Annotated in this window: 12 protein-coding genes and 1 riboswitch (1 of these 13 only partly in view); of the genes, 7 read left to right on the forward strand and 5 right to left on the reverse strand. The window is 36.9% G+C overall.

Annotation, left to right across the window (positions count from 1 at the left end; translation table 11 throughout):
• Window positions 1-384: 384 nt before the first annotated feature.
• Both V3565_RS04860 and V3565_RS04865 read right to left on the reverse strand, forming a co-directional pair.
• Window positions 385-591, reverse strand: a complete 207-nt coding sequence (locus V3565_RS04860) for a Trm112 family protein (protein WP_455478075.1) — start codon at window positions 589-591, stop codon at window positions 385-387.
• A 13-nt stretch (window positions 592-604) separates the two neighbouring features.
• On the reverse strand, window positions 605-1,267 hold the full coding sequence (locus V3565_RS04865) for an LON peptidase substrate-binding domain-containing protein (RefSeq protein WP_455478076.1): 663 nt from the start codon (window positions 1,265-1,267) through the stop codon (window positions 605-607).
• Window positions 1,268-1,745: 478 nt separating this feature from the next.
• Window positions 1,746-1,845: riboswitch (glycine riboswitch) on the forward strand.
• 137 nt (window positions 1,846-1,982) lie between these two features.
• Here V3565_RS04865 and gcvT point away from each other — a divergent pair.
• Genes gcvT through gcvP form a run of 3 tightly spaced genes read left to right on the forward strand, consistent with a single transcriptional unit; the run spans window position 1,983 to window position 6,277 of the window.
• A complete protein-coding gene (gcvT, locus tag V3565_RS04870; RefSeq protein ID WP_455478077.1) occupies window positions 1,983-3,101 on the forward strand; it encodes a glycine cleavage system aminomethyltransferase GcvT in 1,119 nt (372 codons plus the stop codon).
• A 6-nt stretch (window positions 3,102-3,107) separates the two neighbouring features.
• Window positions 3,108-3,476: a glycine cleavage system protein GcvH gene (gcvH, locus tag V3565_RS04875; protein ID WP_455478078.1), complete on the forward strand. Its 369-nt coding sequence runs from the start codon at window positions 3,108-3,110 to the stop codon at window positions 3,474-3,476.
• Window positions 3,477-3,481: 5 nt separating this feature from the next.
• Complete coding sequence (gene gcvP / locus V3565_RS04880) at window positions 3,482-6,277, forward strand: aminomethyl-transferring glycine dehydrogenase (protein WP_455478079.1); 2,796 nt, start codon at window positions 3,482-3,484, stop codon at window positions 6,275-6,277.
• 112 nt (window positions 6,278-6,389) lie between these two features.
• Here gcvP and alr read toward each other — a convergent pair whose 3' ends face one another.
• A complete protein-coding gene (gene alr, locus V3565_RS04885; protein ID WP_455478080.1) occupies window positions 6,390-7,511 on the reverse strand; it encodes an alanine racemase in 1,122 nt (373 codons plus the stop codon).
• Window positions 7,512-8,866: 1,355 nt separating this feature from the next.
• Here alr and V3565_RS04890 point away from each other — a divergent pair.
• From V3565_RS04890 to V3565_RS04905, 4 genes are all read left to right on the forward strand, one after another.
• Window positions 8,867-9,697, forward strand: a complete 831-nt coding sequence (locus tag V3565_RS04890) for a ferredoxin--NADP reductase (protein ID WP_455478081.1) — start codon at window positions 8,867-8,869, stop codon at window positions 9,695-9,697.
• 710 nt (window positions 9,698-10,407) lie between these two features.
• Window positions 10,408-11,316, forward strand: a complete 909-nt coding sequence (trhO, locus tag V3565_RS04895; protein WP_455478082.1) for an oxygen-dependent tRNA uridine(34) hydroxylase TrhO — start codon at window positions 10,408-10,410, stop codon at window positions 11,314-11,316.
• Window positions 11,317-12,039: 723 nt separating this feature from the next.
• Window positions 12,040-13,173, forward strand: coding sequence for a type III PLP-dependent enzyme (locus V3565_RS04900; protein ID WP_455478083.1), 1,134 nt, complete (start codon window positions 12,040-12,042; stop codon window positions 13,171-13,173).
• 45 nt (window positions 13,174-13,218) lie between these two features.
• Entirely contained in the window at window positions 13,219-13,803 is a 585-nt protein-coding gene (locus V3565_RS04905; RefSeq protein WP_455478084.1) for a GNAT family N-acetyltransferase, read from the forward strand.
• A gap of 350 nt (window positions 13,804-14,153) precedes the next feature.
• Here the strand turns inward: V3565_RS04905 and V3565_RS04910 are convergent, their stop codons facing one another.
• Window positions 14,154-15,725, reverse strand: a complete 1,572-nt coding sequence (locus tag V3565_RS04910) for a DHA2 family efflux MFS transporter permease subunit (RefSeq protein ID WP_455478085.1) — start codon at window positions 15,723-15,725, stop codon at window positions 14,154-14,156.
• Between the two features lie 8 nt (window positions 15,726-15,733).
• Window positions 15,734-15,771, reverse strand: partial view of an HlyD family secretion protein gene (locus V3565_RS04915; RefSeq protein ID WP_455478086.1) — the final stretch only. The gene runs 1,063 nt beyond the window's last position; 38 of the gene's 1,101 nt are visible here — the last part of the coding sequence; its start codon lies beyond the right edge, outside the window; its stop codon occupies window positions 15,734-15,736.

A 15,771-nucleotide genomic window follows, 5' to 3' on the forward strand; every position in this document is an offset into this window, starting at 1 on the left:
TTTAGTAGCGATTATATTATACATCGTTATAGGTATTTAATTATCTAGCTGAAAGATGTCATTTTTTCAGTGCTGTTACTCTTTTTACTTTATGATTCTCATTTTCAATAAACAATTCTTCGTTCATATTAAAAAAATAAAATTTTGTTTAAGGCAGAGAAAATTAGTGCATTTCTGATCATAATTTTAATTTTGATGTTATCGCAAGGATAAGGAATTTGCTGAATGATTTGATTCTTCTACTTGTACTTAATTTTTATGAACCATTTTGAGGAGTGAGTAAGTATTGAATAAAATTTTATAAACAAAGGATATCAACTGATGAAAAGTAGATCATAAGAGCTGATTAATAATGGCTCGCCATTTCGCCGTATAAAGGAAAATCTAATGAAAATTGCTTATTTTATTGTTGTGCTGTAAAGGACGAGCTTCTGAAGCAAGCATAATAGGAATGCCATCACGAATAGGATAAGCGAGTTTTGCTTTAAGTGAGATTAATTCTTGTGTTTCTCGGTTTAGAGAAAGCGTTCCTTTTGTGATTGGGCAGACAAGCAATTCAAGCATTTTAGGATTGGTAGTCATCTTTTTCATGTTTTCAAGTCCATTAGTTAAGATGGTAATGTGCTCCTGTTTGTTTCATAAGTGAGCGTTCTGTTAAAGCGAGAAGAGTTTGGGCACGACTCCCAATATCTGGAGCTTCTAGTAGAGCTTGTTTTTCCGCTGGTGTAAAAGGTATCAGGGACGAAAAAGCATTCACCAATATAGGTGTGGGAGTTTGAATGATACTGTTCCAGTTATATTCTATTTCATGTATGGTGAGGTATTTCTCAACAATATTTAATAAATTGTCTCGATTAATATTTTCCGAAACATCTGGTTCTTGTAGATCTTTTGTATTTAATTGAACAACAGCAGTTCGATAAGATTTTGTGTTTACCAGTTCTTTTTCTAAGGTAAAACGGCAAATTCCCTGCAATACGATGAAAAGTCGTCCATTTCCTGTTTCGTTATAGTTCGTGATGCGACCTATGCAGCCTGTTCTATAAAGTTGTGTAGATAGACAGTCGGTATTTGATGAAAGAGGTTGAATGATTCCTAATAAACGATCGGATACCATAGCATCTTCAATCATTTCTAGGGTTTCTGTTTCAAAAATATTGAGTGATAAAAAACCACCTGGCAGTAAGAGTGCGCCCTCTAAAGGAAAAAGAGCGATTTGCTTTGGTAGATCATTTTCGCAATTATAATGGATATTGCCAGCTTTCATGAGTATTTTGTAACCTTTATCCGATAAGATTCGGTACGTAAATAACCACAGTGCATGATATGATTTGGCGAGAAAATTGACTAACCAATTGTGCGCTAAGATTATGTCTAATACAATACCTTATCTTAAATATCCAATGCCATAGGATATAAACTCCGATGATCACGGTCAGACCTTTTGTGGGATGATTGTCACGTCCCAAGCTCTTTAATTTATAAAATTTTGTAATTTAGGCTGTAAAATTTTACAACGTTATAAAGCAGTATCTTTGCTTATTTTTTCTGCAATTTCTCTTCTCCTTAATTTATTGCAGTATAATGTCTTGTGCTCATAATGTTTAAAAATCTTCTTAATATAAGCTTTTTAAAATAGCTTGTGCAAGTATAAAAATGAGAGAATTACAGTTATTTGCTGATGACAGTGTCAAAAAGATAGTCTATAAATCGTAGCATGTCGGAAAGAGCATTCTTGCTTCTTTCATTCTTTTGCGGGAGAGTGCAGATTGCAAGATTTTGTACCTGCTGCCGAAGGGGAAAACAGCCCATAATCTCTCAGGCTCTAGGGACCGTAAAAGAAGAAAGGCAGATCTGGAAAGTCGGGAAATCCCGCGCCGAAGGTGTAAGCGAAAGATTTTTTCGCGAGTCTCTCAGGTTTATGACAGAGGGGTGCGAAGGCGACCACATCGTGTGGGAGTTAGTACGACTTTGGAGATATTATGGGCACACCACAAAAATTCGAGACATCTTCTTTAAATATACTTCCCCTACATAAATTGCATGAAAAAGTTGGTGCAAAATTTGGTGCTTTTGCTGGTTGGCAAATGCCTTTAACTTATCCTCTTGGAGTTTTAAAAGAGCATCTTCATACACGTGCTCATGCAGGTCTTTTTGATATTTCCCATATGAAATTGATTGCTGTTGAGGGTGCACAAGCTGCTGAATTTTTATCATATGCTCTACCTGTTGATGCTGCACTACTAAAAATAAACCAATCGCGGTACAATTATCTACTTAATGAGCAGGCGGGTATTCTTGATGATTTAATCATTACCCGTTTGGCAGATCACCGATTTATGTTGGTAGTTAATGCCGGTAATGCACAGGCTGATTTTGCTGAACTTGAGAAACGTGCTGTTGGCTTTCGGTGTCAAGTGTTTGCTCTTGAAAGGGTATTGCTTGCCCTTCAAGGCCCAGAAGCTGCAGCTGTTATGGCTGACGCCGGCGTGTCTGGTAATGAATTATTTTTTATGCAAGGATTTGAACCACAACAAGATTGGTTTATAACGCGTTCTGGTTATACGGGAGAAGATGGTTTTGAAATCGCTCTTCCGAAAAATCAAGCGCACTTGTTAGCTGAAAAATTACTGGGGGATCCACGGGTTGAGTGGATTGGTCTTGCAGCGCGTGACAGTCTCCGATTAGAAGCAGGGTTGTGTTTGCATGGGAATGATATTACAGCCGATATTACACCTATTGATGCTTCACTAACATGGGCTGTTTCTAAAAATGTTCGAGAAAAAGCGCAATTTTATGGAGCAAAGGCTTTTCTTGAAGCTATTCAAAAAGGACCTTCTCGTTGTCGAGTTGGGTTAAAGCCACAAACACGCCAACCTATTCGTGCTGGTGCTGTTCTTTTAGATGATAAAGGAAATCAGATCGGGATGGTGACATCAGGTGGCTTTGGGCCTTCTTTTGATGGTCCTGTAGCGATGGGGTATGTTCCTGTTGCTTGGAAAAATGAGGGAACGGAAGTATTTACCGAGTTGCGTGGCAAGAAGATTGTGCTGTCTGTTCATGCACTTCCTTTTGTTGAACAACGTTATTTTAAAGGATAGTTTTTTATGTCTAGAACTTATTTTACACAAGATCATGAATGGCTCAGCATTGAAGGACAGGTGGTTACTGTAGGGATTACTCACTATGCTCAGGAGCAGCTAGGGGATTTAGTTTTTATTGATTTACCACAAAGAGGGACACTCCTTTCTAAAGGAGATTCTGCAGCTGTTGTAGAATCAGTAAAAGCAGCTTCAGATGTTTACGCACCTCTTGATGGTGAAGTTATTGAAATTAATGAGGCATTGGTAAAAAGTCCTGAATTGGTAAATCAAAATGCTGAAAAAGAAGGTTGGTTATGGAAAATGAAGCTGCAAGATGAAACGCAACTTGAAGAATTAATGGATGAATCTGCTTACAAAGCACTAATTGGGTGAAGATTATGCAGGGACGTCATTTTTTTTCTAGGCATATTGGAATTCGTTCGGATGAAATGCAAAAAATGCTTGATGTGTTAGAACTTGATTCCGTTGAAACATTAATTTCTCAAGCTGTTCCTCAGTCTATCCATTTTACGCAATCACTTAACTTACCAAAAGCAGCCAGTGAAGAGCAAGCACTGAAAGAATTGTCGAAAATGATGGATCGCAATCACGTGCACAAAAGCTTTATTGGGCAGGGTTATCATGGAACATGTGTTCCCCCTGTTATTTTGCGAAATCTTTTTGAAAATCCAGCTTGGTATACCGCTTACACACCTTATCAAGCAGAAATTAGCCAAGGTCGTTTAGAGCTTTTGTTTTATTTTCAGACATTGGTTAGCGAATTAACAGGTTTACCTGTTGCCGCTGCTTCATTGCTTGATGAAGCAACAGCTTTGGCTGAGGCTAATGCCATTGCTGTACGATTTGCGCGTGAGAAAAAAACAAAGATTTCTATTCAGAGTCTTTTGCATCCCCAGACTTTTAGTGTGGTGCAGACACGTGCTGAAACACAAGGTATTCAAGTGAGCGAAAACAGTGGCATTTGTTCTGATACGGCTGCAGTTGTTTTATCTTGGCCGGATACGAAAGGCTTTTTTAATGATTACGCTGAAATTATTAAGGAGGCAAAGGCACAAGGTGCACTCGTAATTGTTGTTGCAGATCCTTTAGCACTTACTCTTATGGAACCACCAGCTAAATGGGGGGCCGATATTGTTGTTGGTTCTATGCAGCGTTATGGGGTTCCAATGGGATTTGGTGGTCCTCATGCTGGCTATCTTGCGGTAAGTGATGCCCTAACACGCCTTATTCCAGGGCGTATTGTCGGGCAATCAATTGATACGAAGGGGCGTGTTGGTTTTCGTTTAGCATTGCAAACACGTGAGCAACATATTAGGCGTGATAAAGCGACATCAAATATTTGTACAGCTCAAGCTTTGTTAGCAAATATGGCTACGGCTTATGCTATTTGGCATGGACCGCAAGGATTACGGGAAATTGCTCAGAGAATTCATCATTTAACATGCCGTTTTGTCGCTGGTTTAGAGTCTGTAGGTCTTCATTGTGAAGGAGAATACTTTTTTGATTGTATAAGTATTTTTGTTAAGGGAAAAGCGAGAGAAATTGCTCATCAAGCAAGAATGAGTGGACGTATTGTGCGTGTTTTCGATGATGATCGCGTTGTGATTAATTTTGATGAATTATCAACGGAAGAGGATGCTGATGCTTTGGCACAGCTTTTTGGTGCACAATTAGTTGAGAAGGCTTCTGTACGACTTTTAGGTTCAGGACGTGACACAACTTTTCTTTCTCAGCCATTTTTCCATATGGTGCATTCAGAGACAGATATGATGCGTTTTTTACGTCGTTTATCGGACAAGGATTTGGCATTGGATCGGGCAATGATTCCGCTTGGTTCTTGCACGATGAAGCTTAATGCAGCCGCTGAATTGATGCCTGTAAGTTGGCCTACAGTAGCTAATATACATCCCTTCGTCCCCAAGGAAGATGCGATAGGCTATCAGGACATGATTAATCAGTTGAATGAGTGGTTATGTGAAATCACAGGGTTTGCTGAAATCTCTTTCCAACCGAATTCTGGTGCTCAAGGTGAATATGCTGGGCTTTTAGCAATTCGTCGGTATTATCAATCGCGTGGTGAACATCAACGCACACTTTGCCTTATTCCTGCATCTGCGCATGGTACTAATCCAGCTTCAGCCCATATGGCAGGTATGGAGGTTGTTGTGGTTAAGTGCTTAAGCGATGGAGATGTTGATATTGATGATCTCAAAGTAAAAGCGCAGTTATATAAGGAGCGCTTAGCAGCTTTAATGATCACTTATCCTTCAACTCATGGTGTTTATGAGGAAAATATTAAAGATATTTGCTCTATTATCCATCAAAATGGTGGGCAAGTTTATTTTGATGGTGCTAATTTAAATGCACTTGTTGGTCTTGCTCGTCCTGCAGATATTGGGGCAGATGTTTGCCATATGAATCTTCATAAAACATTTGCAATTCCTCATGGTGGTGGTGGTCCTGGTGTCGGTCCAATTGGGGTTGTAGAACATTTAAGGCCGTTTTTACCAGGTCATGAACAAAATGGGACAACGCATGCAGTTTCAGCAGCTCCTTACGGAAGTGCATCTATTCTTGTTATTACATGGATGTATATTCGGATGATGGGGGCTGATGGCTTGAAATATGCGACGCAAATTGCAATTTTGAACGCTAATTATATTGCGACACGTCTTTCACAGGCTTATACCATTCTTTATCGAGGCAAGCATGGGCGTGTTGCTCATGAATGTATTTTAGATACTCGCATATTGAAGGAAAAGTATGGGGTGAATGTTGATGATATTGCAAAACGTTTAATTGATTATGGGTTTCATGCTCCAACTATGTCGTTCCCAGTACCTGGAACTTTAATGGTTGAGCCAACTGAAACAGAACCAAAGGCAGAGATTGATCGTTTTTGTGATGCTTTATTGTTGATTGCTGAAGAAGCTAAGAAAATTGGCTCAGGTATTTGGCCAAAAGAAGACAATCCATTGGTCAATGCACCACATACATTGGTTGATACTTTGGATGATGCTTGGGCACGATCTTATTCAAGACAAGAAGCTGCTTTTCCCAATAGTCGTCTTGATCCAGCAAGTAAGTATTGGCCTCCTGTTTCGCGTATTGACAATGTCGCAGGAGACAGAATGCTCATTTGTTCTTGTCCACCTTTGGGGAATACGTATTAATTTTATTTGTTTCTACTTATGGAAAAAGCCCGCTTATCTTGTGCGGGCTTTTTGTGTGTTTTCTGAATTATTAAGTGATATTAATTTTTATTATTTTATTTTTACGATGCTTTTAAATGTAGGTGCATTTACAGCGATAGCCTAAAGAAATAAAAATTTCATGAGGAATAGTGTTGGCGTATGCAGAAATTTGTTCTACAGTTTGGTTTGTTCCAATGATTTCTACCCAATCATCTCTTTGAGGCTTTTCATCTCCAAGATCTGTAGCGTCAACAATGATGGAATCCATAGAAACGCGTCCAACAATAGGGAGTTTGTGTCCCTTAAAATAAACAGTTCCTTTATTAGATAGTGCGCGCAACAAACCATCTGCATAGCCTATAGAGATGGTTATAAGAGTACTTGGCCTGTGGGTAATAAAACTTCCTCCATAACCGACAGGTTCTCCTGCACCAATATAGCGGCTTTGAATAACTTGGGCTTCAAGTTTTAGTACAGGTTTGAGAAACATTGGGTATTTTTTATGTGGATCTATTCCATAAAGTGCAATACCTGGGCGAACAAGGTCAAAATGAAAGTCTGAGCCAAGAAAAATACCTCCAGAATTAGCAAGTGATACTTTACAAGTGGGTAATTGTGCAATTATTGTTTTCAGAGTGGCTAATTGAGCATAATTTGATGGATGTGTGTCATCATCTCCGTTAGCAAGGTGACTGATAATATACTTTATCTCTGCTTTTTCGAAAATGGTAGGATATCGGATAAGTTGTTGTAATTCTTTTTGATCAAGCCCTAATCTATTCATATTGGTATCAATTTGCACAATAGCTGGGAATTTTTGACTCTTTTTTTGGCAAAGCATTTGCCAGCTTTCAATTGTATTCCAAGAATTAAGAACAGGGACAATACCAGATTTGGCCACTAGTTCTTCTGCAGTACGTGGAATGCCATTAAGAAGAGCAATAGTGACATTTGACGGTAAAATGGTTTTTAACTGGAGAGCTTCTTCAATTTTGGCTACAAAGAAGGTACGGCAACCAGCTTGATACAGTTTAGGAACAATTTTATCAGCACCTAGCCCATAAGCATTTGCTTTTACAACTGCTGAACATTTGGTTGGGGCGACATGTTTAGCTAAAGTTATATAGTTTTCGACAATTGCACCAACATCGATGGTTGCGACAGCCGTATAGGGTGGTAACGCGTTTGTTGCATCATGAACTGATCTGTCCATTTTAAAATCCTATTTGCATTGGTAAGACATGAGAAGTTCCCTTTTATTGCTGCACATACACTTGTTCCCATAAGATGCAGAGAGGATACGCATGCTGTTTATTATTTCAAGAAGTAATGAACAGTTTATATTGTATTATGTACTATGAAGGCAACATTCTGATATCAAATACTTACTTTTTTAATGATCAATCATAATGCTAATTCTTTGAATTTATATTATCACTAAATATGCGATTCACTTGTAATTTGTAGAGGCATAGGATTTTTACTTTTTATTGGTTTGTAGTTGGTACATGTAAAAAGATGAAAGTTCATCTATTTTGTATAGTTTATAAAAAGTGTAATTATAAAATATTTTTATCTCAATAATGGATTAAATTTTTAGAATAAAAGTTAATAATATATTATCATTAATTTTTTATTAATTATAATTTAGATAAACTATAATAAGTATAAAATAAAAATATGGTTAATTTTTTATTATTTTTATTTAGATATTAAAGTTAATACTATATTTAATATACTTTACTTAATTTTGTTTATTATTATTGGATAATTAAGGACAGTATAGCAAACTTTTTTTATTTCCTATTAAGTTACTAAGCAAACCAATGTTACTTAAAAATGGTAGATAAATTGGTTAAAAATAGAGAAAGAGCTCATTTCTCAAAGGTCGTATAACTTACGTTATCGACAATTCCAAAATCTTGAATGGTGCTTTTTTATGCTGTGATAGGTATATTATTGGTTTTTCTAGCTATTATAATAGGAGCTAATCCTGCATTGAAACAAATGTGTACCAAAATATTGGTATTGTTATTTAAGATTTTTTTCTGAAATATCTACTTTACTTAGATAAAAGCAAATGCCGCTAGGTTGCTGTTTTATTCATGATAATGACATAATGTGAGGAATATTTTTGTAACCTATGACGACAAAGATTCAAAATTTCTTTTTTAAGAAGTATTGTTTATGGTTATATGGCTAATTGTAAGGATAGTAAGTTAAGAAAGAATATTCTGAAAGGTCTTAGAGAAGTTGATTATTTTCATATTTTTTAACTGGGTATTTGCAAATATTGTAAAGTTACATAATGCATATTGTAGCTGGTAGTGCGCATTATCAATTATATTTTAAGGGTGAGGATGGCTTTGGTTGTCAGTTAAACATTGTTTATGCTTGTTTTGTACGATATTCTTTGAGTTAGGTTTTGTTATTTTTGTTCGTGTGAATACAAAAATGTTGATCTCGTAGTTTATGTTTTAAGAAAAATATTGGTAGATTATTTTACAAGCATTATATTATTTTTAAAATTAGAGATTTAATATTCAATAAGGTACAAGGAAAAGTTTTATGAGTGTGTCTCCCACTAATGTTCAGTTAAATAACAGGAGTGTTGCATCAAACTTTTCGATTCCTGAAAATGTGTTTGCGCTCACTGTTCAAGAAATCCATCATTATACAGACTATTTGTTTAAGTTTCGTCTGAATCGTCCAGAAAGTTTTCGGTTTCGTTCAGGTGAATTTGTGATGATTGGTTTGCCGAATGCAGAAAAGCCAGTTTATCGTGCTTATTCTATTGCAAGTCCGTTTTGGGATGAACAGTTGGAGTTTTTTTCTATCAAGATTTCTGGAGGATTGTTAACAGAGCATCTTCAAAAAATAAAAATTGGTGATACAGTTTTAATGCGTAATAAATCGACTGGGACACTAGTTCTTGATGCTCTTATTCCTGGTAAGCGTCTTTATCTTCTTTCAACGGGAACGGGAGTTGCTCCTTTTGCAAGTCTTATCCGTGATCCTGAAACTTACGAAAAATTTTCAGAAGTTGTGCTTATTCAAACAACCCGTGAACGAGATGATCTTAACTATGCAAAGGATGTTGTTAATTCTTTACAAGACAATCCTCTGATTGGTGAATATGCAAAACAGTTAAAATTTTATCCCATGACAACCCGCGAATCTTCTGAGTATATGGGGCGCATTACTACTGTTATGGAGAGTGGTGCTTTTTTTGAAATGACTGGTTTGCCAAGAATTAATCCTGATGAAGATCGGGCGATGATTTGTGGTTCCATGACAATGTTGAAGGATTGTGCAAGGATGTGTGAAGTCTTTGGTCTTGTTGAGGGTGCAAACAATGCGCCAGCTACATATGTTTTGGAACGCGCTTTTGTAGGGTGAAAGAATTATTTTATTTTGTATACGTTTATATAGCAACCGCGTCTCAATTGCCGATCATTGCAAGTTTTGGGACGTTTGCTAAAAGCCGTTTTTGTAGAATAATCGTGAGTTTTAGCCATTGTCCAGTGTTATTTTTTGAAATATTTTTCGCGGAAAAATTTTATCTCAGTGCGGGGAAAAGTTAAAGCTTCTACAAAGGTGGTACTGTTTGCTGCAAAAAGAAAAATTAAGATATGAAAAGCGGTTTTTGGTGTTCTTAATATCGATTTGGTGTTACGAACTCAAATGAGGATATCGTTATTTTTTTCTTAATCAATTAATTTGTTCGGTATACAATGAATCGATATAAGCTTTTATTTATGCGGTTTGTTTATAGGGTCTCTTGTTGAAAATTGTTTATACACCAATAATTGATTTGAATCCTTTTTGTATTATTATCTTAAGTCGCATTTGTGCATTTAATGTCTGCCATGCGCTTTCTTCTTTAAGAAGGAGGTGTTCTGGTTATATGGTATTTTGTAGATAGCTGATAAGAAAAATAAATATGAATGCTTAGTTTAAAAAAAGTGGTGAAAGATGATTTATTTTTTAGTACGTGGTATTTTTTTGTAAAAAAATGATGTTTTCAGTATCATTGAATAAATCACAATATCTCAAGAAGTTATGAATAGATCTTGAAATTGGGTAAAACGCACGTTATGGCAAATATCATGGAAAAGAATTTTAGAGTTGCTGCTGTTTATTGTTTTGCAGATTTAAAACATTATCGTCAATTACAAAAACCCTTGTTAGATTTATGCCAAATTCATGGCATTATGGGTACGATACTTTTAGCAAAAGAGGGGATTAATGGGACTGTTGCTGGTTCTTGTGCAGCAATTGAAGTATTGGTAAATTTTATTACATCTAATCCGTCATTTATAACGCCGGAGATCAAGTATTCATGGGCATCAAAAATGCCTTTTCGTCGCATGAAGGTACGGTTAAAAAAAGAGATTGTAACTATGGGGTGTGAGAGTATCGATCCACTAAAGATTGTTGGTACTTATGTGGCACCTGAAGATTGGAATGCTCTTATTCAAGATGAAGAAACACTTTTAATTGATACGCGTAACGATTATGAATATGCAATTGGGAGTTTTCAGGGCGCTATTAATCCTCATATTAAAGTGTTTCGCGAATTTCCTGAATGGGTTGCAAGGCATGAAGCTGATTTGAAAAAAAAGAAGAAGATTGCTATGTTTTGCACAGGAGGTATTCGATGTGAAAAATCAACAGCTTATGTGCGTGAACTTGGTTATGAGCAGGTTTACCATTTAAAAGGTGGCATTCTTAAATATTTAGAAGTCGTTCCAAAAGAAGAAAGTTTGTGGTGGGGCGAGTGCTTTGTTTTTGATGAGCGTGTTTCTGTTGGGCATGGTCTTGAAGAGTGTGGGCGCGAGTTATGTCGTGCATGTCGTGCCCCGATTAATGCTGAAAATAAATTATCTCCTTATTATGAAGAAGGTGTTTCGTGTGATTCTTGCTATCACACACGAAGTGGAGCTGATAGGCAGCGTTTTCGGGAACGTCATAGGCAGTTTCAATTATTAAAATTGTGTGCAAATAATTCTCATTAAGAATGAGAAATTGTTGTATTTTATCTATATTTTAATTTTTTTCTTCTGCTATTAGGATAGGAATATTTCGAACATAAGAAGAAAATTTTTTGAAAGTTAGCTAATGTCGAGCTTTTATGCTGAGGATAGAAGAGATACGACACGAGGCGACATATCTTTTTGAAGTAAATGTATCTTTTTTACATCATATTGTGTTCAAATTTTAAATATTATGTTTAAAATTTAAAAAAATTTATATTAAAAATTAAAAAATGATTGAAATGAATAACAATTGGTTTTATATGCACTATTGCCCAAAGTCGCACGTGCCTGTGGGTGTCCGCCGGTTCTCAAATGGTGAGGTTAACCGGTACGGTACCTGGAACTAACCGCTCCAGTCATTCTTTCGGCCAACCGAAAAAGAGTGAGGACATCTTGAAGCAACGACGGTGCGGGCCTTTCTGGTGTCTTCCAGCTGTCCAAATGCTGGGATAACTATAGAGGCACACCTCATTGCCTTCAGTGCGGAAATGTTTTTCTCAACTCCAATCAAAAAGGCAGACAAAGTAGAACAATGCGGTTTTTTCGCGCTGTTCCTTCGTGGCATGCATACTGATTTCTTTCTGGTTATTTTAATAATCAGAGCATGATTTGTGGTTATGCGTGTTTTGTCCTTTGGCCACTAGCAGCTTTGTGCTGTCTAAGTATAGAGTGGAGATTTTTATTCTCCAAGGAGAATTGCAAATGGCAACGCAACGTATTCGCGATTTCCTTGCAACGCATCGTTTTGAAGGTCCATGCTTGGTTGTTGACCTCGATGTTGTACGCGAAAATTATTCAAATTTTGAAAAATTTCTTCCACAGTCTCGCATTTTCTACGCGATAAAGGCGAATCCAGCACCTGAGATTTTAAGTTTGCTTGCTTCTTTGGGGTCTTCTTTTGATGCCGCTTCTATAGCGGAAATTGAAATGGCTTTAAAAGCAGGAGCAACATCTGAGCGTATTTCTTTTGGGAATACTATTAAAAAAGAACACGATATTGCACGTGCATATGCACTTGGCATATCAGTTTATGCAGTTGATTGTATCGAAGAAGTAGAAAAAATTGCTCGTTCTGCTCCAGGAGCTCGCGTTTTTTGCAGAGTTCTTACTGATGGGGAAGGTGCAGAGTGGCCGTTGTCACGTAAATTTGGCTGTGTGCCTGCTATGGCTGTTGATGTTTTGCGTCGGGCACATCAACTAGGTTTGCAAGCGTATGGGATTTCTTTTCATGTAGGATCTCAGCAGACAGATATCAGTGCTTGGGATCGTGCTTTGTCGGACGCAGCCGTAGTTTTTAGGTGTTTAGAACAAGAGGGAATCTTGTTGAAATTAGTTAATATGGGAGGGGGATTTCCAACACATTATTTAAAGGATATTCCTACAACACAAACTTATGGTACTGCTATTTTTAATTCATTGAAAAAATATTTTGGCAACCGTATTCCTGAAACAATCATTGAACCGGGTCGTGGTATGGTTGGCAATGCAGGTGTTATTCGTACAGAAGTTGTTCTTATATCAAAAAAATCAGAGAATGATAATGTCCGATGGGTTTACCTTGATGTTGGAAAATTTAACGGTCTTGCGGAGACTATGGATGAAGCCATTCGCTATCCTATTGAAACACCCCATGATGATAAAGCAATGGAGCCTTGTATTGTAGCAGGACCAACTTGCGATTCTGCGGATGTTCTTTACGAAAAAACACCGTATCTTTTACCTTTATCCCTCACAGTAGGAGACGAATTATTAATTCATGGAACTGGTGCTTATACGGCCACTTATGCTTCTGTTGCATTTAATGGTTTTGAGCCTCTACGATCTTATGTAATTTGAGTTTTTACAGTAGCCTGTTTATTGATATGTTAGTAGGTGATAGAGATGAATGCAATTGCTTTTCAAACAAAAAATGGGGCGATTTTTACACTTACATCTGAGCAAGAAGATGATAAACCTTACAGAGAGCGTTTACTTGATTTGACCTTGGGAAAGGGACGAAAGCGTAAGTCATCAGAGTCTTTACGTCATGGTCGATTGGCTGCGCATGGACTTTCCTTTGTAGTCAAAAATGCGTTTGGAGAGCTTGTGGGTAGCGTGCGTCTTTGGCATGTTCGGTTCGATAAAGGAAAAAATGAAGTACGACATGCTTTACTTTTAGGGCCTCTGGCTGTTTTAGCAGAATATTCCGGTATGGGTATAGGAACGATTTTGGTGCAGCATGCAATTAAAATGGCAAAAAGGTTGGGCTATGGTGCTATTTTGCTTGTAGGTGATTGTGAATTTTATCAGCGTTTTGGCTTTTCAAGCAGTTTGACTAAAAATTTGGCGATGCCTGGCCCTTATGAAAAACATCGTTTTCAGGCGTTAGAATTGATTCCTAAATACTTGTCTTCATGTCATGGCGTTTTGGTACCAAGCGGAGAGCTCCAAAGTTTGGATTCTTTTCAGCATCATAAAGTAGCTTGAGGAGCTTACCTATTTAGCTTTATTTTTGATAATAGCGGTTTTGAAGTTTAAGTACTATTTTTTCTGGAGATACGCCATTTTCTTAAGTGTGAGGCTTTAGGGTGGTTTCGTTTCGTAGAATGATTTTTTCTTTTTAAAGCTTATTGTCTTTAATAATTTTTGCTAATCTATTTAGGATGTCAATTTTTTGTATAGTTTTAAAGTAACTTTAACAAAATTTATAATGGTGAAAGCATATCTACATTTTATGCTTAGCAAGATATTGTTTTAGAATAATCCTTCAAGGTAGGATTTTATGCCGTTGAAAAGTATACATAAAGTGATTAATGAAAAAAAGATTACTTTTTTGCTTAGTGGTTTAGAGGGATGTCAGTAGATTGTGATATTTTTCTTAGTAAAATGGGTAAAATAGCTAAGATGCTAAAAAGGATGGTTATTATAAAGAATATGTCACTAATAGCTATGATTGTTGCTTGTATGTGAACCATGTTAAAGAGTTGAAATAAGGCAAGAGAATGGGGATCAAAAGTAGCAAAATTAAAGTGCATGGTGAGTTTTGAAAGCATTTCAGTTGCTTGTGCGTTTCCCGAGTGGACTGTTTCAGCGATTCGATCATGATGGAGATTTGTGCGCTGCATCATAAGAGTGCTAATAATGGCAAGTCCAACAGCTCCACCGAGATTGCGTGTTAGATTAAAAAGACCTGAAGCATTTTTCATCCGTTCTGGTGGTAATGATCCGAAGGCAATATTATTAATGGGAACCATACATATGACAACGGAGATGCCGCGAAAAATTTGGGGCCAAAAGAGCTCCCAAAAACCCCAATTATCTGTAATATAGGTAGCTAGCCAAGTTCCCCATGCGAATCCGGCGAGTCCTATTGCTATCATAAGACGTGCATCAATTCGTGTTGAAAGAAATCCTGCTAAGGGAGCGGTAAAAAACATGGCTAGACCTGAAATGAAGAGTGTTTCCCCGATCATGAGTGCATCATAATGGCGAATTTGGCTCAAATAAACAGGATAAAGGTAAGTAAGTCCGTAAAGACCTATTCCAATCATAAAAGAAAAAATAGCTGCAATTGAAAAATGTCTATTGGAAAAAGCGTAGAGATCAACAATTGGTTCTTTTGCAGTAAAAGTACGCCAAAAAAACAAGCTTCCAGATAAGATCATAATAATGAAAAAGTAAAAGATCAGATTGTCTTGGAACCAATCTCGACGTGCCCCTTCTTCTAGAATATATTCTAAAGATCCCAAGAAGATTGCCATGGAGAAAAATCCTGACCAGTCAAATTTGTTTATTAAAGAGTAATCAGCTTTATCAAAATCAATTAATTTCCAAGATATAATTGAGATAATAATTCCAAAGGGTATATTAATAAGGAAGAGCCAATGCCATGATAAAGTATGACAGAGATACCCTCCTACTGTTGGGCCGATTGTGGGTGCTAATGTTGCTACTAATCCTACGATAGGTGAAACGATGGATTGTTTTGAAGGTGGAAAAAGTGTGTAGGATGCAACAAAGACGCTGGGGATAATTCCTCCTCCAATAAAACCTTGGAGTGCTCTATATACAATCATTTGTTCAATAGATGTTGCGGTTGCGCAAAGTATGGAGGTGATTGTGAATCCAATGGCTGATAGGCTAAAGAAAATTCTTGTTGAAAGTAAACGTCCTAAAAAACCAGAAAAGGGTAACATGATGACTTCTGCGATAAGGTAGGAGGTTTGAACCCATGAAATTTCGTCAGAGCTAGCTGATAGACCAGCTTGAATCTCAGCCAAAGATGAGGAAACAATTTGGATATCTAAAATAGCCATAAACATGCCGAAAGCCATGGCAATGAAAACAACAATTTTGTGTATTTCTATGCGTTCTTGGGGGTGAGAAGATGTAGGTATAGGTTTTTTCATGTACCATTTTATTCTAAAAGGTTTTTGTTATTTGGCTTTTTACGTG

This window comes from Bartonella sp. B10 (assembly GCF_053794435.1).

What these genes read in the sequence shown, in the direction of transcription:
- gcvT (WP_455478077.1), top strand. Translation starts at nt 1,983, where the DNA reads ATGGGCACACCACAAAAATTCGAGACATCTTCTTTAAATATACTTCCC.
- V3565_RS04910 (WP_455478085.1), bottom strand. Translation starts at nt 15,725, where the DNA reads ATGAAAAAACCTATACCTACATCTTCTCACCCCCAAGAACGCATAGAA.
- gcvP (WP_455478079.1), top strand. Translation starts at nt 3,482, where the DNA reads ATGCAGGGACGTCATTTTTTTTCTAGGCATATTGGAATTCGTTCGGAT.
- V3565_RS04860 (WP_455478075.1), bottom strand. Translation starts at nt 591, where the DNA reads ATGAAAAAGATGACTACCAATCCTAAAATGCTTGAATTGCTTGTCTGC.
- V3565_RS04865 (WP_455478076.1), bottom strand. Translation starts at nt 1,267, where the DNA reads ATGAAAGCTGGCAATATCCATTATAATTGCGAAAATGATCTACCAAAG.
- V3565_RS04905 (WP_455478084.1), top strand. Translation starts at nt 13,219, where the DNA reads ATGAATGCAATTGCTTTTCAAACAAAAAATGGGGCGATTTTTACACTT.
- gcvH (WP_455478078.1), top strand. Translation starts at nt 3,108, where the DNA reads ATGTCTAGAACTTATTTTACACAAGATCATGAATGGCTCAGCATTGAA.
- V3565_RS04900 (WP_455478083.1), top strand. Translation starts at nt 12,040, where the DNA reads ATGGCAACGCAACGTATTCGCGATTTCCTTGCAACGCATCGTTTTGAA.
- alr (WP_455478080.1), bottom strand. Translation starts at nt 7,511, where the DNA reads ATGGACAGATCAGTTCATGATGCAACAAACGCGTTACCACCCTATACG.
- trhO (WP_455478082.1), top strand. Translation starts at nt 10,408, where the DNA reads ATGGAAAAGAATTTTAGAGTTGCTGCTGTTTATTGTTTTGCAGATTTA.
- V3565_RS04890 (WP_455478081.1), top strand. Translation starts at nt 8,867, where the DNA reads ATGAGTGTGTCTCCCACTAATGTTCAGTTAAATAACAGGAGTGTTGCA.